Origin of the sequence: Fibrisoma montanum (genome assembly GCF_003583365.1) — a bacterium.
In the GTDB taxonomy this organism is placed as follows: Bacteria; Bacteroidota; Bacteroidia; order Cytophagales; family Spirosomataceae; genus Fibrisoma; species Fibrisoma montanum.
This window is the reverse complement of sequence record NZ_QXED01000002.1, coordinates 737,028-763,989: the sequence shown is the minus strand read 5'-3', so window position 1 is coordinate 763,989 and position 26,962 is coordinate 737,028. Positions and strand designations below refer to the sequence as shown.

Below are 26,962 nucleotides of genomic sequence, written 5' to 3'. Positions count from 1 at the left end.
TTATTCAATCATTCAGCAATTCAATCATTTTTAGAAAGTGACCTGCAAACCACCCAGAAACGACCGGGCGGGTGGATATACTAAGTTATCGACGCCAATCACGGTGTTATCGCCCGCAAACGTGTTTACTTCCGGATCAAAGCCGCTATACTTCGTGATTGTGAACAGGTTATTGGCGCTGGCATACACCCGAATCCGCTCGATGCCCTTGAACTTGGGCAGGGTGTAGCCCAGCGTAACATTCTTGCAGCGGAGGTACGAACCGTCCTCCACGAAGCGGTCGCTGACGGGCAGGCGGCTTCCCTGGGCGGCACTGGCGTACTCGTTGTTGGGGTTCGTCGGCGACCAGCGGTTTGCTACGCCTTTCAGCAGGTTACGCTGACCCAGGGGAGTCTCAAACGCGAACCGCGCCTGGTTGAAGATGGCGTTCCCCTGCGTTCCGGACAGAAATGCCCCGAAATCGAAGTTCTTGTAAGCCAGGTTCGTTGAGAAACCGAATATGAACGTAGGGTTCGGATTGCCAGTGAAGATTTGATCGGCGGAGTTGATGGTGCCGTCGCCGTTCAGGTCCTTAATCTTATGACCACCCAGCCGACCATCGTATCCCGGCAGAATCGTTTCGCCGGTCTGGTTGATGCCATCAAACACGTAGGTCTTGAACATACCCAACGGTTGACCAACGCTCAGAACACTGTAGGTTGTCACAAAGCGCTCCTGCGTTGTACCGCCGTCGAGGTCAACAATCTTGTTTCGGTTGATGGTGGCATTGGCCGATACGTCCCACCGAAGATCCCCCTGTAGGATTCGGGCATTCGTCGCCAGTTCAATACCCTGATTCTGTAAGCGGGCGAAGTTGCCTACGATACTGCCGTAGCCCGACGAAAGCGGCAAGGTTCTGACATAGAGCAGGTCACGGGTATCTTTGTCATATACGTCCATAACCAGGCTCAGGCGGTTGTTAAACAAGCTAAGGTCCAGACCGATGTTTGTCTGAATGGACCGCTCCCACCGCAGGTCAGGATTGGCAATACCCGACGGATTGATACCGGTCTGATAGACATGATTAAACTGGTAGTCGCTGCCCGATGCCGATACCGTAGCCAGTGATCTGTACGGGCTGATGCCACCCGCATTTCCCGTGACGCCCCAGCTAGCCCGGAGTTTCAGGTCCGACAACCAGCCCGCCTGTTTCAGAAACGGCTCTTCGATGATTCGCCACGCTGCCGAAACCGCCGGGAAGAAGCCGTATTTGTTGTTGGCCCCAAACTTACTCGACCCATCCACCCGAGCGGTCAGGTCCAGGAAGTAGCGGTCTTTGAAGCCGTAATTAATCCGGCCGAGGTAGGAGTCCAACCGCTCTTTGGAGCGAAAGCTGCTTACAGTCCGGTTGAGCGCCAGTTGCAAAGCCTCATTAGCCGTTGCATCGTTCGGAAAACCGTTGGCGTTGATTACGTTCTGGTCGTACAGATTGCTTTGGGTAGCAAACACCCCCGTAAACTTCAGCGAGTGCTGAGCCGCCAGCGTGGCCGCATAGGTCATGATACTTTCGTGCAGCAAAACGGTGTTGTTTTCGTTCGTTTTCGAGCCCGAGCCAGAGTTATCGTTCAGGTCATTGCGCGAAACAATCGAGCGGGGCGAATACACATCGCGCAGTCGGCTATCGAGATCAATGTTGAACGATGCCCGGTACGTTAATCCTTTCAGCAGCGCTGCTTCGCCGTAAAAATTTGCCAGCGTTCGGCGGATGGCAATCTGGTTCGAGATAGCGGCCAGACCGAGCGGATTGGCTACTTCGCGGTATTGCCCATTCGCCTGCTCGCCAAAGGGAAATATGCTGCCATCCGGTCTGTACGGCAGTAAGGTCGGCGGAGCACCGATGGCTGCGCCCAGAATACTGCTCGTCACGACATCCGCGTCACCGAGGTTCCGGGTACCGTAGGGCACGTTCTTGCTGACCGAATAGCTGCCCAGGATGCTGGTCCCGATTTTAACGCGTTCGCTGATGCGGTGATCCAGGTTGACCCGTACCGAGTAGCGCTTGAACCCCGAATTAATGACAATACCCTGCTGGTTGAAGTAGTTGCCCGAAACGGCCAGTTGCGTTTTCTCCGACCCACCATTGATGCTTAGCTGGTGATTCTGAATGGGTGCTTCCTGAAAAATAAAGTCCTGCCAGTTAATGCCCTCTCCCAGACTCGACGGATTGGGATAAAAACTATTCCGGAACACCTCATTCTCTAACTGGGCGAACTCCGAAGCATTCAGCACCGGAAGTTTTTTGTTTACCTGTTGGGTGCCGTAGTAGCCGTCGTAGGTGACGCGCGTTACGCCCGCCTTGCCGCGCTTGGTGGTAATCAGAATGACGCCATTGGCCGCCCGCGACCCGTAAATTGCCGTTGCCGATGCGTCTTTCAGGACCTCAACCGACTCAATATCGTTCGGGTTGATGGTCGATAATGGACTTACGTCGTTGATGCCACCACCGTTGGAAATCTGGATACCATCGACAATGTACAGCGGCTCGGATGTACCGTTGATGGAGTTCGTTCCCCGAATCCGGACACTGATGTTGCCTCCCGGTGCGCCGGAGTTCTGGTTAATCTGAATACCCGACACCCGCGCCTGCAAACCCTGCGCTACGTTGGCTACGGGCGTCTGCACAATGTCAGCAGCTTTTACCGAAGCAATCGAGCCGGTCGTTTCAACTTTACGCTGCGTTCCGTACCCAACCACAACCACTTCGCTCAGGGAGCGGTCATCGGAAGAGAGGCTCAGGTCGATAGTGGAGCGATTACCTACTGTTACATCCTGCGAAACAAAGCCGATGGACGAAAACGTGAGCGTGGCACCGGCCGGAACGCCTGTCAGGGAAAACCGCCCATTGGCATCGGTTGTGGTGCCTTTCTGCGTACCTTTTATAACGACGTTAACACCGGGTAATCCCTCGCCGGTTTGGCTGGTGATACGCCCCGCCACGGTGCGATCCGGTGTTTGCGCAATGGCTATCCCGCACGTAGACAGGACGAACCAGAACAGGCAGAAGAGGTGCCTCATAAGTGAAGTAAGATTAAGGTTAGTATCAAGTAAGCTTCTTGGAAAAAGCAAAGAACGAACCGCTACACTGCGTTAATCAACAGACGCGACGAGAAAACTTTGAGACGGAAGCTATTCGCCTGAATTGACTTTTCAAGTGAAAATGATAGATTTATCCAACAGAAAATACCGGGAACGTTCCCGGTAACGAAACCGATAGGTAACGATTAAGAGATTATTGCTTGTATCACTCAATGCTTCAGCCGTACGACGGATGAAGCAGATGTTTATCGTCAAAAACGCCCATCACGGAAAAAGTCAATTTTCATGATAAAATGTCCGCATTGTCAGCAGGTTGATTCAATCAATAAAACGGGGATTGTGCGAGGCAAACAACGCTACTTCTGCAAATCCTGCGAGGTTCATTTCAGCTTCCCAACCGCCGAACCCACCCGGTCATCGCGTCGGCATCAGGTTACGATTGTTGACATTGCGCAGGAACTGGGCATCTCGAAGTCAACGGTGTCCAGGGCGTTGCGTGGGCAGTCGGATATTCACCCCGGTACCCGGCAGGCGGTTCTTGATGCGGTAAAACAGTTCGACTACCAGCCTAACCTACTGGCACACAGTCTGGTCAAGAGCCGTAGCAACACCGTAGGCATCATGGTGCCTGAGTTTGTCAGCTTCTTTTTTCCAAAAGTGATTATTGGTGCCCAGAACGTCTTGGCCGAAGCCGGCTACAACGTAGTGATTTGCCATTCCAACGAATCCTACGAAACGGAAGTAGCCAATGCCAGGGCACTGCTGGCCAGCCGGGTTGACGGGCTGCTGGTGTCACACACCAAAGAAACCCGTAATTTCGACCACTTCCGGGCGTTTCAGCGTCGCGGCATTCCGGTGGTGTTTTTCAACCGGTTCTGCGAAGACATGGACGTATCGAAAGTAACGGTCGATGACCAGGCCGGCGCTTTCAAAGCCGTCGAACACCTGATTCAGACCGGTCGCCGACGCATTGCCCACCTGGCCGGACCTGATAGCCTGACCAATAGCCGCAACCGCCTGAACGGCTACCGTGACGCGCTGCGACACTATGGGATTGCGGAGGAACCCGAACTGGTCATCTCCTACGACCTGACGCTCGAAAAAGCGAACATCTACGTGAATCACCTGCTCAACCTTCCGCAGCCACCCGATGCTCTGTTCACCATCAACGACCCAACCGCAATTGAGGCTCTGAAAGTAATTAAAAGCCGGGGGTTACGTATCCCCGATGACATTGCCATTGTCGGTTTCAGCAACGACCCTATTTCGGCTTTGGTGGAACCGGGATTGACAACAGTGGCGCAACCTGTAAACGAAATTGGTCAGGAGTCAGCGCGGTTACTGCTCCGGCAACTGACCAGCGAACTGGATGTTGAACCGGAAACCGTTGTGCTTCCAACGGAGCTAATTGTGAGAGGATCGACGGTATCCTAGCACCCTGGGGGGTTCCTGTTACGATCAGCGCTCTGCCCTGACCCACCGTCCGCTGTTGGCATCAATGCGGATGGGCTGGCTGAGGTTAATCAACTCCCCCGTTACGGCGTCCGTTACGTTTCTGTAGCGCATCGTGCCCGTCGTCAGCGTCACGCTTTTTGCGGGCCCATCGTTAACCAGGAAATAATGATCAGCCTGTGGGCTTGCCAGGCGGTACGCAAGGGCTCCGTCGCAGGTGAAGGATGCCTTGTACGTACCAAGTGCGTCAGTGAGTAGTTGCTTTTCGGAAGCCGCGTTGTTCGGTTTGAAGCACATCCGGGCCGCTTCGTAGCCAATCACGACGGCCGTTCCTTTGCCAAACGGGTGTTCTGTCACGGCGGGCTGACCATCGTCGTACCGGCTTATCACCTTCGCTTTCGTAGGCAGCATGGCAGCAATCATGCCTGTAACGGCCGTCTCTCCCAGCTTGTAGGTTCGGTTAGCCCCGGAGCCCTGGTACTCACGAATCGTTACGCCGGTCAATTGTTCAAAGGGCGTCCCGGCGTTGGTTGGGAACAGGGCAGCATATTCGTCATAGTACCCCGATGGTACATCCATCACCAACCGACCGCCCTGTTCAACGTAGGCCGATAGTAGTTTCATCAGTTCATCACTCAGACTCAGCTGAGCAGGTAAGTAAATGACTTTATACCGGGGGCCCAGCCACTTTTTCAAATCCGGCACCGTTACGTACTCAAAGGGTACGTTGGCGTTGATCAGCGCCCGGCTAACCCCCACGCGGGCCTGCATCGGTCGATATTTGAACTCCTCGCGACCCGATTCGGTCATGGCCGCCCACATGGCTTCGTTGTGCCAGTCGTACAGTACACCCACCACCGGTTCCTTATGCGCGGCCCACAACTCGTCGCGGTAGCGGTTGGCGGCCTGCCCAATCTGACCCATTCGGATGGCGCGGGGCGTCACCTGATTATGGCGGTCGAGCAGGGCGTATTCACCGGCTTCCCAACCGGCCGTGCGGGCGTTGTAGGCCCAGGCACCCCAGCCGCGAAAACCGGCCGCGATCTGGCTGAGCAGAAACTGTGTGATCGTGCCTTCGTCGACTGTGAAGTCGGCTCCTCCACCGCGACCCCCACTGAACTGCTGCGGTCCGCCGGTCGACTCCCAGGTAGCCGCCCATCCCCCTTTGAAGAAGTCGTTGGCCAGCGATGCCTGCATGTAAAACGGACGTACCAGTTCGTAATTCACTTCACCGTAATGCCAGGCAAAATGAACTGATGGGTAGAACGAGCCATAGTCCGTCATCAGGTCAGCGATGCGTTCGAGGTCGACACCGTACCAGGCCAGCGGGTGAAACAGCCCAATCTCACCCCCACCCCGAAACACCGCACTGGAATCGAACGCCCGGAATTGCTCGCAGGTCTGCCGGATGCTGCTGATGCCGTGTTCAGCTTTAAAGTTCAGAATGTCGTGCAGGTGCCGGTATTCTTTGCCGCCGAGTTTGTCGTACCGCTGCTCAAAATCGTCCCAGGATTGAAAAGGGTCCGCTTCGCCGGGCTGCAAACCCGCGTGGTGCTGGTTCCAGGCTTTGTTTACCTGCTCGATGGTGCCATATTGCTGCCGGACCCACTGCCTGAACTGTTGCTTACCGCGCTCGGTCAGGTCAAAGCCGCGACCGCCCAGTTCAGGCTCGTAAGCCACGCTGCGGTCCTTGAGCGGCTTTCCATTCGTTTTTATGTACGCCTGTGTATGCTGAATCCGGCGACGCAGCACCTCCGTTTGATAAGCCACCATACGGGGATGTTTTCGAACATCGGCGATGGGTGTCTGAAGCGGAATATTCAGTTTTTTGAGCAGATTATCCGTAATGCCTTCCCAGCCGCCTTCGCCGTACCACCAGGGGATAATGCCTTCTTCCAGCGCGATCAGTTGTACCTGTTCGATTGTCCAGCCGGGTACGGTCATGATCTGCTTGAGGGCGTTGAAGCCCAGGCGCTTCATGGTCCGGAAGTGTTCGCGAATGGCCTTCTCACCCTCGCCCGGCCGCTGCACGTACACCGCCCCGACTGGTATGGGGGCAATTTTACGGTATTTCGCCTGAGCGGGTGAGTCGTGCAGCCGGTCGTAAAGTTTGTGTAAGAACGGGTCGTTCGGCTGGGCGAAAACCGTGGTTTTTAAAACAAACGTTGATAGAACGCTGATTTTTATGATCGTTATGATGTTCATGGTTTTGCCTGTAAAACGCAGGTTAAATCATAATGATCATAAAAATCAGCGTTCCATTGATTACAGTACCACATCCTCATCGCTTCGTGAACGTAGCCGTAAACAACACCGGCCGACCGGCCCAGACCGACGTATTGCTCTGATTGGCGGCCGTGATGGGGACCTGGGGTAAGTTGTTCACGTTGACCGGCGTCTGGAATGACAGCACCAGCCGCGACGCACTGGCTTCCCGAATGGTGTACGCATAGTTCTGGTACGTAGCCGGGGCGAAACTGGCCGAGTTGTTAGCCCCGACCGATACGTTGCCGTGGGAGACAATGTCGTAATTCCAGCGGGTAATTTGCCCGGCCGAACGCGTAGCAACGCCAGTGCGGAGCAGCGCAGCGCCTTCCGACGCGCCCGTCACGAAGAAGTAGCCACGCTGGCGGATGCCCCGATTGGCCAGATAGAACGTATCAAGCCCGGCCGTAGCGGCATTACCCAACGTCAGCGTATCGGTAAACGCCGTGACCGGATTGGGGCGCCCGGCCACCAGCAACGGTGGGGTTGTGGGTGTCAGCCGAATGGTGGTATCGCGCTGGTTTGGCGTAATACCAATTTGATACTTCATGGTGAGTTCAGTAGGCAGCCACGTGCCCCGGAGCTGAGTTCTCAGGGCTTCGTCGGACGCGATAGTAGGTAACGATTCGTCCTGGCACGCCAGGATGGCCATACCAAGCAGGCAGCATATCAGGAGGCTATTGATTCGTTTCATGGCGGTCTGGGTTAGTCGTTCTGTGAAGCGAGCGGGTTCCGATCCAGGAAGGTCTGCGGTATCAGAAACACCAGCAAACGGCTGTTCCAGGGCACTTCATTACAACCGCCGGCCGCGCAGTCGACCCGGTTCGGCGACAGGGTCCGGTCGCCGGGGCTGACACTTTCCCGGCGTCGTTTGAGATCGTGCACCCGCGTTCCTTCAGCGTACATTTCCCGCACGTATTCCGTCCGGATCTGATCGAGGAGGTCAGTCGGCGCTGCGGGTAAGGCGGATAAGCCAGCCCGGGTCCGAACGGCATTGAGGTCGGCCAGTGCCGCAGCCGCATTCCCTTTCCGGGCGTTGGCTTCGGCCCGCATCAGCACAAACTCCGCCGACCGAAACAGGGGTATGTTCATGTTCACGCCCTGCGCCGGACCCAGGTTTGTAGTACCAAGGTGGCCCCACTTTTTAGTGAACCACAACCGGTTGGGACTGTCCCAGGCCGCACTGGCATTGGTAGCCTGCGCGGTATCGATCAGGTTTCGGTACCGTAAATCCCGCTGCCGGTCGAAGTTGGCCAGGGTTTTGAAGCGCTGACTCAGCCTCAGGTTCGGGCCGGAGTTAAGATTGTTTACGTTCGCCAGTTGAGCGGGTGTGTAGTTGGTCTGCAACACGTAACTGACTCGAATCGGTGCCCCATTCGTCGTACGTGGGTTTCGGCCGACCACGTGCACCTGTTCAAAGATCACTTCACTGCGGTTTGTCGCATTGGTCGTTGGCTGAATACCCGTTCGTTGATACACGTTCCTTAAGAGCGTAGCGCCCGGCTCCAGCGGAAACCGGTTGGCGCTGCCCGCGCCCAGCAGGCGGTTCGTCACGGCCAGCACACTGTCCATATTGTCCTGCTGCCAATAGACCCGTGCCATCAGGGCCAGGGCCGCGTATTTGTTACCCCGCGGCTGAAAATCGACCGGATGCAGGGCAGGGTCATACGCTTCGGGCAGCAGTTGTTCGGCCCGGCGCAAGTCATACAATACACTGTCGTAGGCCGCTTTAACACTCAGCCGCGGATACGCCAGATCACCGAACGTAGACAACGATTTAAAATTGCTGATCGGCCCGGGCTGTCCATTGTCCGGCTGGAACCCCCACGGATACCCCAGCAGCCGCGTTTGCTCAAATACGCACAACGCCCGCACGAACCGGGCCTCGCCCTCAATTCGTCCCCGCTGCCGGGCAATGTCCCTGCGGGGGTCCGTCTCACCGGGGGTCTGTATCTGGTTCTGTTGCAGCACCTCCAGTACGTTGTTGGCGTTGTTCAGCCCAAACGTCGACCATTGCAGAAACTCGGCCTGAGCACCGTAGTCCTCCTCCCGGTGGGTCCAAAAATACACCCGTGACAGCCGACCGGGGCTATTCCGGAAGTTGGTGTTATTCACCGTCACCAGGTCTCCAAACAGATCACCGATCAGGATGGCGTTCCCCGAAAAGGCAACCTCCCGCGCAATGCCCGAGTAAGCCCCCGTCATCAGGATATCCAGGTCCCCTACCGTGCGCAGGTTTTCGCGGGAAATCAGTGTTGACGACTCCGGCTCCGCAATAAATTTTTCGCAGGCCGTCAACCCGCCGAAAAGGCTAAGGGAAAGTAGTAAAAGGTGTATCTTTTTCATGATCAAATCAGTCAAAATCCCACATTCAGGCCAATACTCACCGTCCGGATCTGCGGCAGGTCGTTGCTGGTCACGCCCGGTTGCAGGTTGGCCGTTCCCTGTTCGACCGGCGAGTTACCCACTCCCGCGTTTCGAAAAATTTCCGGATCCCACCCGTTGAACCGGGTGATCGTCAGCAGATTTTGCCCCGTTACGTAGATGCGGGCCGTACGCAGCCGAAGGCGTTTCGCTGTTTCGCGCGAAAGCGAATAGCCAATCTGAATGTTTTTCAGCCGGATAAACGAGCCGTCGTGCAGGAACCGGGTTGACTCAAAGCCCCGGGCGTTCGACTGCCATTGCAGCCGGTAAACCCCACCCGCTTCGGCCCGACGAACTTCATCGCCCAGGTTACCAACTCCCGGAACCGTGGCCCGCAGCACCTGCCCAACCGTCGGGTAGCTCTGCGATCGCTCGCCCTGGTCGTAGATCCAGTTACCGTATTGGTAGTACAGGAGGAAGCTCAGGTCGATCTGGCCGAAGGTGAACGTATTGGTCAGCCCGCCGAAGAAGGTCGGATAGGGTGTCTTGCCGGTTTGAATAAACTGGTTGTTAGCCGACTGGTTATTGACCGTCCCGTCCCACAGGTTACCCGTCCGGACTGTTTGTCCGGTGACGGTAAAGGCCGTCCGGTCGCGCTCGTAGAACAGTTCGTTGCCCGTCACCGGATCGAAACCCGCGAACGTGGGCATGTAGTACGTTCCGAGTGGATACCCCACGGCCGCAATGCTCGGTCCGCTGATGAACTGGTACGGATAATTCAGGAACGAGGCTGTGTACGTACTCAGCACCTCGTTTTTGTTGCGGGCAATATTAAAGTCGGTCGTCCAGCGGAAGCGGGGCCGGATGATGTTCTGCGAACTGATGCTGAACTCCAGCCCCCGGTTACGTACCGAGCCGAGGTTCAGGGTCATCGTGTTGTTAATGGTCCCATAGAGTGGGCCAAGGCTGTATTCCAGCAGCAGGCCGTCGGATATCTTGTTGTAAAAATCGAACGTACCCTGGATGCGTCCGTTCAGCAGGCCAAAGTCCAGGCCCGCGTTGAACTGGCGGGTGGTTTCCCAGCTCAGGTCCTGGTTGCCGGGGTTCGTAAACTGCCCGCCCTGGATGCCGCCGTAAATGGCTGCGTTGTAGCCTACGTAGGTGAAGGTCTTCTGCCAGGAGAAGTTACCGATTTCGGCATTACCGGTGGAGCCGTACGACGCCCGCAGTTTCAGCAGCGACAGGGCTCTCAGCCGGTCGCTCAGAAATGGTTCGTCGCTCAGCACCCAGCCGACCGATACGCCCGGAAACGACGCAAACCGTCGCCCCGGCCCGAATCGCGATGAGCCGTCGGTCCGGAAGCTGGCTTCGAACAGGTATCGGTCTTTGATGGCGTAGTTTAAGCGGCCGAAGAACGACACGAACCGAAACGCCGGGCTGTCGTCGGTCTGCACGACCCGCGCCGTATCCTGCCCACCCCGTGCACCTTCGGGTACGTTTTCGGTGATGAACGTATTGGACTGGCTGGTTTGACTCTGAACGCTGTTGCCGACGAGAATTTTCAGGCTATGATCCCGGAACAGCTTTCGGGTGTAGGTCAGCGTATTGTTCGTGTTCCAGGTATTGTTGGTAGCATCCCGGTTTTCGGCCCTGCCGTTTCCGTTTCGCTCCTGCCCATTGATGCCAGCCAGGAACAAAGCGGGCGTTTGCAGAACATCGTTGGTACTTTTCTGGAAGTCGTACCCCCATTCGGTACGTAGCACCAGCCCCGGCAGCGGCTCCACCTGCAGGAAAGCCGTATTGATGCTCCGGGTTGTGTTGACAACGTTGCTGTAGTTATTCCGGTAAAAGACGGGATTCGATCCGATGTTGATCTGGTTATTGCCGTAGTTGATGCCGTTGAAATACGTACCGTCGGCCAGTTGCACCGGATAAACCGGCAGGGCGGTCGTCAGAGCGTATCGGAACGAGTTACCCAGCGGAATGGTTTCCGTTTCCAGGCCGTTGATCGATCCATTGACGCCGATCTGCACCTGCCGGATTGGCCGGTACGTCAGGTTGATGCGACCGCTCAGCCGTTCGAGCGACTGCCCGGTAACGATGCCGTTATCCCGCCGGTACGACCCACTGCCATAAACAGACAGCTTGTTGGTGCCCGCACTGACGCTCAGATTGGCAACCCGGTACGATCCCTGCCGAAGAGTTTGTGACAGCCAGTCCGTAGACGTGTTGTAAAGCGTTGCCGAATCGGCGAGGAGTCGGCTGTCGATGCTGGCATCCGAGCCCCGTAAGATACCTGAGGGCAGTAGATTCACCAGATTGGGCGCCACCGGAAGCAGACCTGACTGACGATTCTGCGCTGCGGCCCGCTTCAGCACGGAGAAGTAATCGGAGGGGTTATCCAGAAACTTCACCCGATTGGTGGCGCTGGTCACCCCTTCTTCATAGCTCACCTCGAAATTGGGCTTCCCCGTTTTCCCCTTCTTGGTCGTAATCAGAATAACGCCGTTGGCCGCCCGAGACCCGTACAGTACCGACGCCGACGCATCTTTCAGCACCTCCATGCTCTCGATATCGTTCGGGTTGATTTCGGCCAGTGGGTTCATGGCAATGCCACCCGCGCCATACGCCGACGTCAGCACCGGCACGCCGTCAATGACAATCAACGGCTGGGAGTTGGAGTTGATCGACGCGACACCCCGCACGTTGATCCGCACGGCACCGCCCGGCGTTCCTCCGGCCTGGGTGATCTGCACGCCCGCTGCCCGCCCCTGCAGGGCCACATCCGGACTCGCGGCCGTATTGGTCCGGATCACGTCGGATTTGATGGATGAGATGGAACCGGTCAGGTCGCGCTTCCGCTGTTCGCCAAAGGCCACGATCTGCACTTCGTCCAGCCCCCGGACATCGGCCACCAGTTTGACGGTGAGGGTGCTCTGGCTCCCGACGGTCACTTCCTGCGGTGCGTACCCCACGTAGCTGAACACCAACGTAGTGTTGCCATTGGGCAACGTAATGCGGTAGTTTCCCCGCGCATCGGACGATACTCCGCGGTTGGTGCCTTTGATGGTGATGTTCACGCCCGGCAGCGTTTCGCCACTCTCGCTGTCGACCACCTGACCGCTCAGCACCCGCTCCTGGTTTGACAGGATAATCTGTTTACCAACAATGCGGTACGTAACCAGAAGGGGCGTAAACAACTCGGTCAACACCTGTGTCAGCGGCTGACGCACAACCTGCACCGACGGCTTCACCTGCCGGAACCGGTCGTCGCTGTAAACGAACGTATGGGCGGTTTGCTGCTCAATATCTCGCAGGATCGAATCCAGCGTTCGGCCCTCGGCCGACAACGTAACGAAAGTATTATCGCCCAGCCGCCCGGCCGGGAGTCCTTTAACGGTACTGGCTACGTCCTGGGCCCCCAGAAAGGGGCTGCTACTCAGCATGCCGATCAACAGCCAACCAGTAGTAATTCGCTTCATAGGTAGTAGGGTTAAACTCGGTTGAGATTCAGTGTATTCGCAGCCTGGCTTATTCGCAGCCCGGCCCTTTGATGGTAAGCCGGGATTCCGTCAGCTCATAGTCGAACCGCCTGGTCATCGCAATCAGATTCATAACCTCTTTCAAACTCTGGTTCTGAAACGTGCCCGTCAGCGGGCACTGGCGGAGCGATTCCCGTTCGAGGGCAACGGGGGTGCCGTACCACCGCTCAAGCGTTTTGGCCACCTCACCAAGCGGTGTGTTGCGGAATACCAGCTTCGATTCCGTCCAGGCTATCTGGTTGGCCGCTACGGTCGGCTGCGTAACGATCTGCCGCGTTGTCAGCGACTGAACCGCCTTTAGGTTCGGGGTGAGGAACAACGTATCCGACGCCGGCTGAAGGGTTTGTTTAGTTGGCAGGCCCGCTCGTTTCCGGGCCGGCTGCTTCGGAATGAACGCCACCTTACCCGTCACGACAGCCGTTTCTACCGTACTGTCGCCCGGATACGCCCGGATGTTGAACGACGTACCGAGCACCCGCACCGACCCGGTTTTCAGCCGCACCACGAACGGTTGCTGCGGATTATGCGCCACCTGGAAAAAGGCTTCCCCTTCCAGCGAAACCTCACGAAGCGCACCGGTAAACGTTTTTGGGTAGTCCAGCCGGCTGTCGGCGTTGAGCCATACGGTACTGCCGTCGGCCAGTTGAATTTTTGAGCGGGTACCTTTCGGGTTTGTCTGCTGCACCAGCGTCGGCGACACGGTTTGGCCCGGGTAGAGATTCCAGCCAATAAACACGCCAATCAGCACGACAGAAGCAGCCGCGACCCAACCCAGCCATCGCTGACCAATCCGGCGGATCGGCGCACCGCTTTCGTCTTCGGCCTCAATGCGGCTCCAGACCTGGTTGAACGCCACCGACGTAGTCAGCGAAGAGGCCGAGGGGGCCGATGCCTGCCACTGTTGCCGCAGCTTGTCAACCAGCGGCTGCGATTCGGGGTTAGCCTTCAGCCACTCGCTGAACGCACTCCGTTCCTCTTCGGTCGCTTCATTCGCAAAAATCCGGCCCAGTAGTTCCCAATCAATCGATTCGTTCATCGTTCACATGGTTTCATCTGCTAAGACAGTGTTTGTGCCCGGCAACCCGTAAACGATCTAAGAAAAAATTTGAAATTTTTTAGGGAAGTTCTGATAAAGCCCACACGCATGCGTTTTGTTTGATCAGGCGGTCAGGCATGGATGGCCGCTTTTTCGGTCACCCTAAGGCAGCAGCAAGTTTTTTGAGGGCAATACCGATCTGGGTTTCTACGGTTCGGGGGGAGATTTGCAGCAGCTCGGCCGTTTCCTTGTACGACAGGCCCTGTTCCTTTACCAGTTGAAAAATAAGACGGCACTGGGGGGGCAGGTTGTTGATCGCCGTCTGAACCCTCGACTGGGTTTCCTGAAATTCGATGGCTTCGTCCGGGGATTCATCGGGACCAATCAGGCCGTCGGCCGGTACGTCGTCAAAACTCATCAGAACCGGACTGCCTTTTTTCTGCAACTGATTCAGGCAGTGGTTTCGGGTTGTTGAAAAGATGTAGGCCCGGAAATTTACCACCGTAGGCAACGTTTGCCGAATCTGCCAGATCTTGACGAACACGTCCTGAACGATTTCCTCAGCCGTTTCGCGCACGTTGAGGTAGTACAGCGCCAATCGGAGCAGTTGAGGATAGAACACATCGAACAGCATCCGGAATGCCCGGCGGTCGTCGTGCCGGGCAATGCGGTCAAGCCAGTTCTGCAGTTGTTCCGAAGCGCCTTTCACTCAGGCAATTTCTGATTATTATTCAACATTTTCCTCAAATAATGGCAAACATTAAAAATAATCAGTACGGATCGCTTATGCCGGACAATCAGGCATCTTCCAGCAACGTCCGGAACGATACGTAGCGGTCGCGGTAGCGGTCGTGGTGTTCTTTCTGCAAGGCCGGAGAAAATTCGTTCTGGTAGATTTCGTAATCCTCCAGTGTATTGAAGAAGTACTGAACGGTGTATGTCACCCCGCCGTTGTCAAGTTCAGTAAGCAGGCGCAGCACCTTACTGCTGACGGGCAGGCCCGTTGCCATTACGGCCGGAATGTGTTCAGCTTTCATCCACCGGAGCCAGTCCTGCTCCAGTGCTGCGTCAATGTTGACGGTAACATTATAAAGAATCATAGAGGTCGAACAACTCTTTTCAACCGAAAGTTGACATTTTGTCTTTTTCTTTGCCCGGTAAACGTTTACCTACTCCTTCAGACTATGTATCCTGGACTTGTTCACGCCCACTCGGGCCTTCGCTGGATAGCGCTTATTTTATTACTCGTTGCCGTTGTGGTTGCGTTTCAACGCTGGCAGGGCCGCGCTGGCTACACGGACGGTAACCGAAAACTATACCTGTTTACCCTGATTTCCGTGCATATTCAACTGGTGCTGGGGCTGATTCTGTACTTCATCAGCCCTAAAGTGCAGTTCGACGGTGCGTTGCTGAGCGATAAGGTGTACCGCTTCTACACGGTTGAGCACATTACGGGTATGCTGGTGGCCATTGCCCTCATCACGATCGGTTATTCGCGGTCAAAACGCGCCACCGATCCGGACACCAAGCAGCGTTTTATCGCCATTTGGTATGGTCTGGGGTTATTGCTCATCCTGGCTCTGATTCCCTGGCCGTTCCGCATTCCGGGCGCGGGCTGGTTCTGATAACCGCTGATTTTCAAATCTTTGTCATCCCGACGGCCCGATTCTGGCGTCGGGATGACAGAAAAAGCTTACGCATCGGTTCATATCGCCCTGTCACTTCCCCGCAAATCGGCTGCTTTCGTGGCTCGACACCCAGTCCAGCGACGAGATAGCTGCCGCCAGCGACAGTTCTCCGGCGGCTACGACCCCGGCCATGATTTCGGCGAGTTTGTTGACCTGGCCGGTACCAAAACACCCCATCAGTTCCAGACACTCCCGCTGGGTGGGAAGCCCGGTACCGCCCCCCACCGTGCCGATCACCAGCGACGGTAACGTAACGGAGCCGTATAAATCACCCTCCGGCGTAATCTCCGAATACGTAATGGCGGCCGAGGATTCGGCCAGACAGGCCACGTCCTGCCCCGTTGCGATAAACAGGGCCGCCAGACCGTTGACGGAGTGCAGGCCATTATTGTTGGTTCCTGCCAGACGAGCCCCGACGTCGCCGATTCGGGCGTGTCGGTGAAGCTGCTCCGGCTCGACCTGAAGCTCCCGAATCAGCAGATCGCGGGGGATGCGCACCTCCGCCGTTACGCGTTTGCCCCGACTCCGCAGTACGTTTACCTGCGACGGCTTCTTGTCCGTTGCCAGGTTCGATTCCAGAAAAAAGTGCTCAATCCCTTCAACCTGCTGCAGGATGTAGTTGCAGGCCGCCAGCGTCGCCTTGCTGACCATGTTCTGCCCGGCCGCGTCGCCGGTCGAATAGCCGAAGCGCAGAAAAGCCAGCCGACCGTTCAGGTAACTATCGACGTAGCGTAGTTTTGCAAACCGCGAAGTCGATTCGGCCTCGGCCGCCAGCTCAGTCTGGTGTTCGTTGACCCACTGCACAAACTGCCGGGCCTGCCGGGCGTCGGCAAACTGAAACACCGGTGCCCGCTGCATACCGTCGTCCTGCACGGTACACGTAACGCCACCGCTGAGGTTAATCAGCTTGATGCCCCGATTGTAGCTGGCCACCAGCGTTCCCTCGGTGGTAGCCATGGGAATCAGGAACTCCCCCTGCGCATGTTCCCCGTTGACGCGCAGCGGTCCGGCTACCCCGATCGGTACCTGGGCCACGCCGATAAACTGTTCGCAATTGCCCTGCACTACAGCGGGGTCGAACGACGGTCTGGCTACGTGGTGAAGGGCCGTATCCGTACATTGACGAACGAACTGCCGGCGCTGGTCGATAACTTCCGGACTATAGTCATTGACCGGGTTGCGGGGAATACCCGCGGGCCGATTGGCGGCTGCTTCGTCCGTTTGCAGGTCGTCCTCAACCCGCAGCGTAATCGTGCCGAATGGTTGCGTATGCAGCGTAATTTCGAGCGTATGTGGTCCGGGTGCCAGTTGGCCGGCTTTTGCCCGCACCTGCACCGATCGCCGAAGCGGGAAGCTGAGTGGCTGCGTAGCAGAAATGGCACCGACGGCAACAGGGTCTGCCCCATCGGGTTCGATCGTGAAGCTCTCGGCGGGGTAAATCTGCCCGTCAATCAGAGCCCGTTGCAGGCCCGTGAACCGGGCATCGGCCAGGCGGTTTTTGAGCGAGAAGGTAAAGCCTTCGCTTGTGTTACGCAGGCTCTTACGCGTGTAGAGCTGCTTCAGCAGCACATTCGGAATGAATCGAAACAATGTATATCGGAGATTGTACGAAAAGAATGGGTAAACTAGCGACCGGCTGCCGGTACCATCTATCGATACGTAAACCGCACCGCCCCGAATTGGTTTAGACTCTGTATGCTCAACGTCTCCATCATTATTCCTACGCTGAATGAAGAGCGCGACCTCCCGCGAACCCTCCGCCAGCTCCGGCGCCTGTGTCCCGAACCGGTCGAGGTACTCGTGGCCGATGCCGGGAGTACCGACCAGACCGTTCGGCTGGCCAAGGCTGTTCAGCAGGATTATCCCCGGCTGCGGGTCGTAGCCTGCCCGCGGGTGGGCCGGTCGCGTCAGATGAACCATGCCGCCAGACAGGCGAAGGGCGATATTCTGTGTTTTCTACACGCCGACACAGCCCTGCCCGACGATGCGCTTTCCGTGATCGAACGGACGCTCCGTGACCCCAGAACAGCCGCCGGTGGGTTTATCTCGATTATGCGCGGGCCCGCCAAAACCCGCTGGCTGACGTCGTTTCACAACTACATCAAGACCTACTACGCCCCGCTGCTGTTCCGGCCCTATCTGTTCTTTGCCAAAGGGGCCCGGCTTTTGTTTGGCGATCAGGTGATTTTCTGCCGACGGGAGCAGTTTTGGGCCGTGGGAGGCTACACCGACGATATGCCGATTATGGAAGAAGCTGACCTGCTGCTGAGGCTGGTACAGTTCGGCCGCATTCGGCAGGTAAACCGCGTCGTAGAATCGTCGGACCGGCGCGTGGCCAAATGGGGCTTCTGGAAAGCGAACGGTATTTTTCTGGCCATCGGGTTTCTCTGGGGCATCGGCTACCCACCGGAAAAGCTGAAACGGTGGTATGATGATATTCGGTAAACGCTCGTACCTGTTCCTGCTGGCACGTCGGGATTGCACGGCTGGATACATACATCCAACCACCGGGCGTCTGACCCGCACGGGACCTCATTTTCATGAATAGACACGATCAAAAATAGTTTTTAACTATCTGTTAATCAGTATAATAGTATCAAAAATTAAACCAAGTATCGGGATTTATACGGCCGCGATCTATGTTATTTATCTGGCAGCCTACAGCGAATGGTTCGTGATGGTTTGGCGGTCTGCCCCTCAACGTTCGACATGATTCTGGAACATACCTCCCCGGCGTCTACGCCCGTTTCTTCCCAACAAACACGTACTGCGGACACCCGTCAGGCCCGTATCTGGATGCCGAAGCGGGTCGTGTTTACCCCCGATGCACTCGATGAGCCGTTTGGTCAGCAGATTTACGAGCGGGTTACGGCCCTGAATCTGCCGATCGAGGTGATGAAGAACAACCGCATCACCGGCCTGCGCGGGGCCGATGAGCGCGAAACGTACCGCATTGCCAAGAATACGCTGGCGGTGGTCAATGCCCCGAAGAGCGCGTTCCGGCTGCAACCCATCCCCCCCTCGGCCGACTGGCAGATGAACCTGGCCGAAGGGTGTCCCGCCCACTGTCAGTATTGTTACCTGGCCGGCAGCCTGGCTGGTCCGCCGGTTGTGCGTGTCTATGCCAACCTGCCCAAAATGCTGGAGAGCACCGCTGCGTACGAAGGTACGTATCCACCGAACCGCAGCTGGCAGGGCACGGACGCTGGTCGCCCGACTACGTTTGAGGTGAGCTGCTACACCGACGTACTGGGCATTGAGCACCTGACCGGCAGCCTGGCCGAGTGCATCCGGTACTATGGTACGCGGGCGAATGGCCAACTGCGTTTTGTGACGAAATACGATCAGGTGGATAGTCTGCTCGATCTGCCCCACAATGGCCAGACCCGTGCTCGCGTCAGTCTCAATGCAGATGCAATTGCCCGGCGGCTGGAAGGCGGCACAGCCTCGGTCGAAGCCCGGCTCCAGGCCATCCGCAAGCTGGCGTTACCGAAGGAACTAGGGGGTGGCGGCTACCCGATTGGTCTGGTTATTGCGCCGATCATGCCGATTCCGGACTGGCGGGCGCATTACACCGCCCTGCTCGACCGCATTGCCGAGGTTGTTGATTTTAGCCGAACCGCCGGACCGCTGGACATGAACGTCGAGTTGATCAGCCACCGCTTTACCCCCGGTTCGAAGGACGTACTTACGCAGTGGTACCCCAACACGACGCTCGATATGGATGAAGCCACCCGTGCCGAGAAGCGCAACAAGTTTGGCGGCACGAAGTACGTCTACAAGCCGGACGACATGAAGGAACTGAAAGCATTTTTTTATAGTGAGTGGCAGAAGCGGTTCCCCGACGCGCCGATTCTGTACTGGACGTAGCGGTAACCTCACGGCAGCGGTCCCGGCGGGACCGCTGCCGTGAGGGCAACTACCACACCTTCGCCTGGGCGACTTCCGGTTTGTACAGTTTCTGGCCGGGTTTTACATCAAACGCCTTGTAGAATGGCTCGAAATTGGTCAGCGGACCGTTCACGCGGAACTTGGCCGGTGAGTGCGGATCGACCGATACCAGCACGCGCTGGGTCTCGTCGCGAATCTTAACGCGCCAGACCTGCGCAAAGCCCAGGAAGAACCGCTGATCGGGCGTAAACCCATCAATCGTTTCGTCGCTTTTACCCTGTTCGGTTAGCTTAAACGCCTGGTAAGCCAGCGTCAATCCACCGAGGTCGGCCAGGTTTTCGCCGAGGGTCAACTGACCGTTCAGCCGCAGGTTGTTCAGTACCGTGTAGTTACCGTACTGATCCACCACCGGTTTTACTTTGGCCTTGAATCGCTCAGCGTCCTGCTTCGTCCACCAGTCGCGGAGGTTGCCGTTGGGATCGTACTGGCGACCCTGATCGTCGAACAGGTGGGTCATCTCGTGGCCAATCACCATACCGATGCCCCCGTAGTTGATGGCGTCGTCGGCGTCTTTGTCGAAGAAGGGGAATTGCAGGATTCCGGCCGGAAACACGATTTCGTTGTTGGTCGGGTTGGCGTAGGCGTTCACCGTCGGGGGCGTCATCCCCCACTCCGACCGGTCGACGGGCTGGTTAATTTTGTCAAACTCTTCCTTGTAGTGGTGCTTACGGGCGCTCTGTACGTTGCCGAAATAATCGGTACGGTTCACCTCCACGTCCGAGTAATCTTTCCACTTGTCGGGGTAACCGATCTTCTTGGTAAACCGATCCAGTTTGATCAGCGCCACTTTCTTCGTTTCCGGCGACATCCAGTCGAGCTTTTCAATCCGCTCGCGATACACTTTCTGGAGGTTGTTCACCAGCGTCAGCATCCGTTCTTTGGCGTCAGGAGGGAAATACTTTTTCACCCAGAGTTCACCCAGGGCCTCGCCCAGCGAACCGTCTACCTGATTGGCAATGCGCTTCCAGCGCTCGGGTTGCTGGGGCTGGCCGTACAGCGTTTTGCCGTTGAACTCAAAGCTGGCCTGTTCGAACGGTTTGCTCAGCAGACCTGCGTTGCGGTCGAGCAGATCGAACACGAGTCGGTCTTTCAGTACGCTGACGGGCGTGGCCGGCAGTTGCTTATCGAGTGCCTGGTAATAGCCCGGCTGCCCAACCAGCACCGTATCGATTCGCTTCAGGCCCATGTTATCCATAAACTGCCGCCAGTTCAGATTCGGCATCTGCCGGGTCAGGTCGGCTACCGCCAGTTTGTTGTAGTTGGCCACGGGGTCGCGCAGATCGGCCGGAGCTTTGTGCGATTTGGCCAGGGCCGTTTCAAACTCCAGGATGCCCTGCGCCTTGGTTTTCGCCGTGGTCGAATCAACCCCGATCAGCGTAAACAGCTTAGCGATGTAAGCCACGAACGCAGACCGGATTTTTTGGGTCGGTTCGTCGGTCTTGGTGTAATAGTCTTTTTCCGGCAGGGATAACCCCGCCTGACCGAAGTTGATCCGGTTGATCGAACTCTGCCGGTCGTCGGCCCCGATATAAAAACCGAACAGTTCACCGCCCCGATTCGATTCGTCGGCCGCGAGATACGCCAGCACCTGCTTGTAATCAGTCAGCGCGTCGATTTTGGCTAGTTCCGACTTGAGCGGCTCGTAGCCCAGTTTGTCAATCGTGGCTGTATCCATACCGCTGGCGTAGAAATCGCCTACTTTCTGCTCAACGCTTCCTTTTTTCGCATCGGCTTTGGCGGCTTCTTCCAGAATCGCTTTGGTTTTCAACTGGTTTTCGTCGTAGAGCGAATAAAACGACCCCCAGCCCGTCTGGTCATCGGGAATTTTAGTCGTTTTCACCCAGTTGCCGTTGGCAAAGCTGAAAAAATCGTTGCCGGGCAGCACGGTGGTATCCATCCCCGATTTGTCGAAGAACGTAGTACGCTGGGGGGTGTCCTGATCTTTCTGCTGGCAGGCCGTTACGGACAGGGCAAAAAGCCCGGCCGCCAGAAGTTGTTTACTCATCGTCATAGTACGGAGCTGATTCATGTAATGAGGTACCTGCTAAATAAGCAAGCTTATGAATTTTTGACGAATTTTCTTGAGATTTTTGATAGTCGTTCCGAACAAAGTACAAGTGGCAAGCCGCATTCTTCGTATCTTTACCTGTCAATCAGTCATATACTATCTCATTATGAAAAACATACTGATCATTGGGCTGCTCGTCGGCGCATCGTTCACGGTTTCGGCGCAGAGCGAAGTAAGCTACCATGGCAAAAAGATCTCGGAAAAAGGAGCCATTCCGGCCGCGCAACTCGTGGAAAAGATGGGTACCAAAGCCGAAATGCCCGCTAAAGTTGAAGGCGTAGTTGAAGACGTCTGCAAGATGAAAGGCTGCTGGATGAAAGTGAAAACCGGCGATGGTCAGTCCATGCGCGTTACGTTCAAGGATTACGGCTTCTTTGTACCGAAAGACATTGTCGGTAAGAAGGTTGTGGTAGAAGGAACCGCCCAGACCACCGTAACACCCGTTGACGAACTGCGGCACTACGCCCACGACGCCGGCAAGCCCAAAGAAGAAATTGAGAAAATCACGGAACCCGAAAAAGCGCTGACGTTCGTCGCCGATGGGGTTATTGTGAAGAAATAAATGAGGGTTTGATAACCACAGATTGCCGCATCGGCGGACCAACAGATTATAGAAATAAAATTCAGGTTAATCTGCGGAATCTGTGGCATCACTCATCAATTAGCTATATTCAAGGCCGCGACCAACTGTTGCGGCTTTTTTCGTGCCCAACCCACTGAATCATCTATGAAAAAACAGTACCTGAATCTGCTGGCCATGACGGGCCTGCTGCTCACTACGTCTCCCCTGCTTGCCCAGCGCACCCTGCTTCACTGCGGTAACCTCTTCACCGGCACCGGCAACGACCTCCAGCCGCAGATGACGGTCGTGGTGGAGGGCAACAAGATTGTAGCCGTCCAGAAAGGCTACCAGTCGCCAAGTGGTCAGGATCGGGTCGTTGACCTGAAAAGCAAGACCGTGTTGCCCGGCCTGATCGATATGCACGTCCACCTGGAATCGCAGACCCGGCGGGGTGGTCAGATCGACGCCTTTACGCAGAACGTACCGGACGTAGCGTTTCAGGCCGCCAGCTACGCCAAAACAACCCTGCTGGCCGGCTTTACGACCGTTCGGGACCTCGGCGGCTCAGGCATCAACATCGCCCTGCGCAATGCCGTCAACCGCGGACTGGTCGAGGGGCCGCGCATTTTCACCGTCGGGAAGTCCATTGCCACAACGGGCGGACACGCCGACCCGACCAACGGCTACCGGCGCGACCTGATGGGCGACCCCGGTCCGGCCGAGGGCGTTATCAACAGCCCCGACGATGCCCGCAAAGCCGTTCGGCAACGCTATAAGGAGGGAGCCGACCTGATTAAAATTACGGCCACCGGCGGGGTGCTGAGTAATGCGAAAGACGGCTCCGGTCCACAGTTTACGCCGGAGGAAGTGAAAGCTGTTGTCGATGCCGCCAAAGACTACGGGTTTGCCGTAGCGGCCCACGCCCACGGTGCCGAGGGCATGAAACGGGCCATCCGCGCCGGTGTGCAGACCATCGAGCACGGTACGTACATGGACGATGAAGCCATCGAGCTGTTCAAAAAATACGGCACCTACTACGTACCGACCATCATTGCGGGCAAGACCGTAGCCGACTCAGCCCGGATGTTCGGTTACTACCCGGCCCTGGTAACGCCCAAAGCGCTGGCGATCGGTCCGAAAATTCAGGCTACGTTCGGGAAAGCCTACAAAGCCGGCGTGAAGATCGCGTTCGGTACCGATGCCGGCGTCTACATCCACGGCTACAACGCCAAGGAGTTTGAATACATGGTTGAGGCCGGTATGCCGCCGGTCGAAGCCATCAAATCGGCCCTGCTGAACAACGCCAAACTGCTGGGCATGGATGCGCAGATCGGTTCGATCGAAACCGGCAAGCTGGCCGATATTATTGCCGTGGACGAAAATCCGGTGCAGAACATCAAAACGCTGCAGGCCGTCCGGTTCGTCATGAAAGACGGCAAGGTGTACAAGCAGTAAGCCGGGCTGGGCTTCCATTTAATAGACTTAATATTGAGATAATGCGATGCAACGAAACCCTGCTGTTTCTTTGCGCCTTCCATCACAACCACGGGTATGAAATTAATTCTATCATCAACCATTGCTCTCGGTCTGCTGGCGGGTATCGTTGCCTGCGAAGACCACCGGACTAACCCCGGTTCCCCCCAGACTGTGAGCGGCCTCCGCTTCATCGGCGAGCGCATCGTTCCGTTTCAGTCGCAGTTCGGCGGCACATCCATCGGTGGCCTGTCGAGCATCGATTACCGGGCCGAAACCAACCAGTTCTACATCATGGCCGACGATCAGGGCACGACTAACCCGGTTCGGTACTACACGGCCTCGCTGAACTACACGGCCAATGCGTTCAACAGCGTCAATTTTACCGGCGTAACTACGTTGAAAAACACCGACGGTTCGAACTTCACCCCGGCGCGGGTCGATCCGGAAGGGTTGCAGTTCGACGCGGTGAACCGGCGCATTATCTGGTCGAGCGAAGGGCTTCGGAACCCAACAGCCACTCCGGCCCCGATCTTCATCCAGCCGTTTATCCGAGAGGCTAATCTGGACGGCAGCTACGTAGCCGATTACCCGGTTCCGAGCCTGTTCAACATCCAGCCGACCGAAAACGGTACGCGCTCGAATGGTTCATTTGAAGGTCTAGCCCTGACGGTCGATGGCCGGTATCTGTTCGCGGCCAGCGAAGAACCGCTGTACGAAGATGGTCCCCGGGCCGCGTTCAACGTAGCGGGTTCGCCCATCCGGATCATCAAATACGACCGCCAGACGGGCCAGCCTGTGGCGCAGTATGCGTATCGGCTGGACGCGGTGCATGCCGCTCCGCAGCCATCGAACCAGTTCCAGTTGAACGGTGTGGTTGACATGATTGCGCTGTCGGAAACGCAGCTGCTGGTGATGGAACGGTCGTTTGCGGTGGGTGCCACGCCGGATTATTCGGTGAAGATCTACAGGATCGACCTGACCAACGCGACCAACATTGCCAATGTAAACGGGTTGCAGGGTGCCAACTATACGCCCGCTACCAAAACGCTGCTGTACGACGTAGCGACGAGCGGGGTGTCACGCATCGACAACCTGGAGGGTATGACCCTCGGACCGAAGCTGCCGAACGGCAACTACTCGCTGGTTATGGTATCCGACGACAACTTTGGAGCCGCGCAGATCACGCAGTTCCTGGCGTTTGAGGTACTGCCGTAGTACGTAAACATTTCCCGGATGAAAGCCCCGTTGTCCGCAGCGGGGCTTTTTTGTGGGGTTGTACATGTCACCCTCACGGCAGCGGCCGACTGTCCCCAACCCCTCTCCCTGTAATGGGTGGTCCGCCGATGCGGGAGGGACCGAGGGTGATATGTAACTATTACAACAGCTCCTATCAGTTCTCAAACACTTCCTACGGATCAGAGTCGTACCTTTGCGGTTAATTTACAATCTGTTTTTACATGCCTCAACCAAAACACGCCCGCGAGTCGATAACGGTCATGACCGAAATGGTTCTGCCCAACGATACCAACACGCTCAATAACCTGATGGGCGGGCGCCTGCTGCACTTCATGGACATCGCGGCTGCCATTGCCGCCCAGAAACACTCAAACCGCATCGTCGTTACGGCCTCGGTCGACAACGTATCCTTTGCCGAACCGATCAAGCTCGGCAACATCGTCACGATGAAAGCGCAGGTTACCCGGGCGTTCAGTTCATCGATGGAAGTATTCATCGAAGTCTGGGCGGAAGACATTCCGGCGGGTGTTCGGGTGAGTACCAACAGCGCGTTTTACACCTTCGTGGCCGTTGATCAGACCGGCCGACCCATTGAAGTGCCCGCCGTTATCCCGGAAACCGACGAGGAGAAAGCCCGTTACGAGAGCGCGTTACGTCGGCGGCAGCTACGTCTGGTCCTGGCTGGCCGCATGAATGCCCAGGACGCCAAGGAACTACGAGAATATTTGCGAGTAGAATAATGCGGTTCAGCGCAAAGTCGCTGCAAGAAATTGGGTGTCTTTGCGCTGATACCATTGATTACAGAACATACATAACAAAACCCTTTTTTTGTTATGTATTGGGTAATGGTTGACATATGAGATTACACAACAGTTTTAATGACTCACCAGCTATCTTGGATCAAGTTCACTGAAGAAGCTTTACAGGCCCTGATCAATCGAGATCTACAGAGGGCAAGTACATTAGTAGGTGCTAAACTTGGCCCTTATTTTATTACTGATGACGCTGTTCGACGATGGAACAACAGACTTAACCAATTCCGTCAGGACTCTCGCACCTTGGATTGGATAGCACGGATCGTTATGGCGAACGGTGAGGTGGTAGGTCATGCTGGATTTCATGGTCCGCCCGACCAAGTGGGTATGGTTGAGGTTGCTTACTCAGTAGTACCCGCTCACCGAGGCCAAGGCTATGCAAAGTCAATGCTACGCGATTTGCTCAAGCAAGCTAGTTCAGAGCCCGAAATTAGGGTTGTTCGAGCAACGATTCGTCCTGATAATGTGGCTTCATTAGCGACAATTCGCCCTTTTGGATTTGTACACAAAGGCGAACAACTGGATGATATTGACGGTCTTGAGTATATATTCGAGGTAGATCCTGAAAGTTTTCAAACTGAGGTTGATTAACATATTGCCACTTGTACAACAAAAGGGATCAATATAGAACTGAAGGTCTTAGATATGTATTTTGAAGATATTTTTCACCCAATTAAGACTCTCTGGAAGGAACAATACTATTTAGAATATGGAAACAGTAAAAAATCTTTCATCATTTCATTGCGTGATGATTTTAGAGAGATTGAATACATAGTAGAGGTTGAAAGAAGGGAACAGTATAACGAATGGCACAGAATGATGGTATTAGTATCCTATCAAGTGTTAACAAAAATTGGACTAACTTATCTCGAATTAGCAGTTAACGTTTTGAACATTAAGGACATTCCGGTTGAAGTCTTTGAAAAAAAGTATAGGGAAAATTTAGAGCATGAAGGCAATGAAGGATATTTATCTAAATACAAAGGACGAAAAAGTTAACGAACTATGTAGCTTATATATAGAGGTCTTAATTGTACTTTATTATGCTGACTAGATAAACGTAACTTTTCAGTTTCCGACATTTATTTCATAACATAATCTGAGTTACAAAACACTACTTTTTTAAACACTGTTTTTTATACTTTATACCTTTACTTAGCCCTTGTGAATGCTACGCAACGTCCAGAGCAGCAGTTCTTGATAGAGACCAGCTTATCGTTTTGAGTTATTCGTTATTTCATTACTCTTTTGTAAGGTCAGTAAGTCTAACACCACAAAAAGAACACTACATTGACAATTAACCAATCGTTACTCATTGACAGCAACTTGTTCTGTCTTCTCAACTTATGAAAAAATTTTTGTTCTTGCTATTGGGACTTTCCAGACTTTTGCAACAGCCACGCCACTTATATAACAACCTATATCATGACTA

The 26,962-nt window shown here is 55.6% G+C and carries 20 protein-coding genes; 10 read left to right on the top strand and 10 right to left on the bottom strand.

The window, feature by feature from the left end; all coding sequences use genetic code 11:
• Window positions 1–30 precede the first annotated feature (30 nt).
• A complete protein-coding gene (locus DYU11_RS08880; protein ID WP_119667287.1) occupies window positions 31–3,054 on the bottom strand; it encodes a SusC/RagA family TonB-linked outer membrane protein in 3,024 nt (1,007 codons plus the stop codon).
• Between the two features lie 306 nt (window positions 3,055–3,360).
• On the opposite strand from DYU11_RS08880, the gene DYU11_RS08875 reads away from it, so the two are divergent.
• Window positions 3,361–4,509, top strand: coding sequence for a LacI family DNA-binding transcriptional regulator (locus DYU11_RS08875; protein WP_119667286.1), 1,149 nt, complete (start codon window positions 3,361–3,363; stop codon window positions 4,507–4,509).
• Between the two features lie 24 nt (window positions 4,510–4,533).
• Here DYU11_RS08875 and DYU11_RS08870 read toward each other — a convergent pair whose 3' ends face one another.
• From DYU11_RS08870 to DYU11_RS08840, 7 genes are all read right to left on the bottom strand, one after another.
• Window positions 4,534–6,732, bottom strand: a complete 2,199-nt coding sequence (locus DYU11_RS08870; protein WP_119667285.1) for a beta-galactosidase trimerization domain-containing protein — start codon at window positions 6,730–6,732, stop codon at window positions 4,534–4,536.
• 76 nt (window positions 6,733–6,808) lie between these two features.
• The gene (locus tag DYU11_RS08865; protein WP_119667284.1) at window positions 6,809–7,486 is read right to left on the bottom strand and encodes a hypothetical protein; all 678 of its coding nucleotides are present in this window, start codon (window positions 7,484–7,486) and stop codon (window positions 6,809–6,811) included.
• A gap of 11 nt (window positions 7,487–7,497) precedes the next feature.
• The gene (locus tag DYU11_RS08860) at window positions 7,498–9,138 is read right to left on the bottom strand and encodes a RagB/SusD family nutrient uptake outer membrane protein (RefSeq protein ID WP_119667283.1); all 1,641 of its coding nucleotides are present in this window, start codon (window positions 9,136–9,138) and stop codon (window positions 7,498–7,500) included.
• Window positions 9,139–9,149: 11 nt separating this feature from the next.
• The gene (locus tag DYU11_RS08855) at window positions 9,150–12,638 is read right to left on the bottom strand and encodes a SusC/RagA family TonB-linked outer membrane protein (RefSeq protein WP_119667282.1); all 3,489 of its coding nucleotides are present in this window, start codon (window positions 12,636–12,638) and stop codon (window positions 9,150–9,152) included.
• 49 nt (window positions 12,639–12,687) lie between these two features.
• Window positions 12,688–13,734: a FecR domain-containing protein gene (locus DYU11_RS08850; RefSeq protein WP_119667281.1), complete on the bottom strand. Its 1,047-nt coding sequence runs from the start codon at window positions 13,732–13,734 to the stop codon at window positions 12,688–12,690.
• Window positions 13,735–13,891: 157 nt separating this feature from the next.
• On the bottom strand, window positions 13,892–14,443 hold the full coding sequence (locus DYU11_RS08845) for an RNA polymerase sigma-70 factor (protein ID WP_119667280.1): 552 nt from the start codon (window positions 14,441–14,443) through the stop codon (window positions 13,892–13,894).
• Between the two features lie 88 nt (window positions 14,444–14,531).
• Complete coding sequence (locus tag DYU11_RS08840; protein ID WP_119667279.1) at window positions 14,532–14,834, bottom strand: DUF4286 family protein; 303 nt, start codon at window positions 14,832–14,834, stop codon at window positions 14,532–14,534.
• Window positions 14,835–14,918: 84 nt separating this feature from the next.
• Here DYU11_RS08840 and DYU11_RS08835 point away from each other — a divergent pair, with 84 nt between their 5' ends.
• Window positions 14,919–15,359, top strand: a complete 441-nt coding sequence (locus tag DYU11_RS08835) for a cytochrome B (protein ID WP_119667278.1) — start codon at window positions 14,919–14,921, stop codon at window positions 15,357–15,359.
• A 93-nt stretch (window positions 15,360–15,452) separates the two neighbouring features.
• On the opposite strand, the gene DYU11_RS08830 is transcribed toward DYU11_RS08835, so the two are convergent.
• Window positions 15,453–17,012, bottom strand: a complete 1,560-nt coding sequence (locus DYU11_RS08830) for a hydroxymethylglutaryl-CoA reductase (protein ID WP_119667277.1) — start codon at window positions 17,010–17,012, stop codon at window positions 15,453–15,455.
• Between the two features lie 105 nt (window positions 17,013–17,117).
• Between DYU11_RS08830 and DYU11_RS08825 the strand changes: the two genes are divergently transcribed.
• Together DYU11_RS08825 and DYU11_RS08820 are read left to right on the top strand one after the other, a co-directional pair.
• On the top strand, window positions 17,118–17,867 hold the full coding sequence (locus DYU11_RS08825; protein WP_119667276.1) for a TIGR04283 family arsenosugar biosynthesis glycosyltransferase: 750 nt from the start codon (window positions 17,118–17,120) through the stop codon (window positions 17,865–17,867).
• 264 nt (window positions 17,868–18,131) lie between these two features.
• On the top strand, window positions 18,132–19,292 hold the full coding sequence (locus DYU11_RS08820; RefSeq protein ID WP_119667275.1) for a spore photoproduct lyase family protein: 1,161 nt from the start codon (window positions 18,132–18,134) through the stop codon (window positions 19,290–19,292).
• A 49-nt stretch (window positions 19,293–19,341) separates the two neighbouring features.
• Here the strand turns inward: DYU11_RS08820 and DYU11_RS08815 are convergent, their stop codons facing one another.
• The gene (locus tag DYU11_RS08815; protein ID WP_119667516.1) at window positions 19,342–21,384 is read right to left on the bottom strand and encodes a M13 family metallopeptidase; all 2,043 of its coding nucleotides are present in this window, start codon (window positions 21,382–21,384) and stop codon (window positions 19,342–19,344) included.
• 163 nt (window positions 21,385–21,547) lie between these two features.
• Between DYU11_RS08815 and DYU11_RS08810 the strand changes: the two genes are divergently transcribed.
• From DYU11_RS08810 to DYU11_RS08785, 6 genes are all read left to right on the top strand, one after another.
• Window positions 21,548–22,003 (top strand): DUF4920 domain-containing protein, encoded by a 456-nt coding sequence (locus DYU11_RS08810; RefSeq protein ID WP_119667274.1) that lies wholly within the window; start codon window positions 21,548–21,550, stop codon window positions 22,001–22,003.
• 165 nt (window positions 22,004–22,168) lie between these two features.
• Window positions 22,169–23,458: an amidohydrolase family protein gene (locus DYU11_RS08805; protein ID WP_119667273.1), complete on the top strand. Its 1,290-nt coding sequence runs from the start codon at window positions 22,169–22,171 to the stop codon at window positions 23,456–23,458.
• Window positions 23,459–23,554: 96 nt separating this feature from the next.
• Window positions 23,555–24,694 carry an esterase-like activity of phytase family protein gene (locus tag DYU11_RS08800; RefSeq protein ID WP_119667272.1) on the top strand — a complete coding sequence of 380 codons (1,140 nt, stop codon included), beginning with the start codon at window positions 23,555–23,557 and terminating at the stop codon, window positions 24,692–24,694.
• Window positions 24,695–24,936: 242 nt separating this feature from the next.
• A complete protein-coding gene (locus tag DYU11_RS08795; protein WP_119667271.1) occupies window positions 24,937–25,455 on the top strand; it encodes an acyl-CoA thioesterase in 519 nt (172 codons plus the stop codon).
• Window positions 25,456–25,593: 138 nt separating this feature from the next.
• Window positions 25,594–26,121 carry a GNAT family N-acetyltransferase gene (locus DYU11_RS08790; RefSeq protein WP_119667270.1) on the top strand — a complete coding sequence of 176 codons (528 nt, stop codon included), beginning with the start codon at window positions 25,594–25,596 and terminating at the stop codon, window positions 26,119–26,121.
• A 54-nt stretch (window positions 26,122–26,175) separates the two neighbouring features.
• The gene (locus DYU11_RS08785) at window positions 26,176–26,529 is read left to right on the top strand and encodes a hypothetical protein (RefSeq protein ID WP_119667269.1); all 354 of its coding nucleotides are present in this window, start codon (window positions 26,176–26,178) and stop codon (window positions 26,527–26,529) included.
• Window positions 26,530–26,962: the final 433 nt, after the last annotated feature.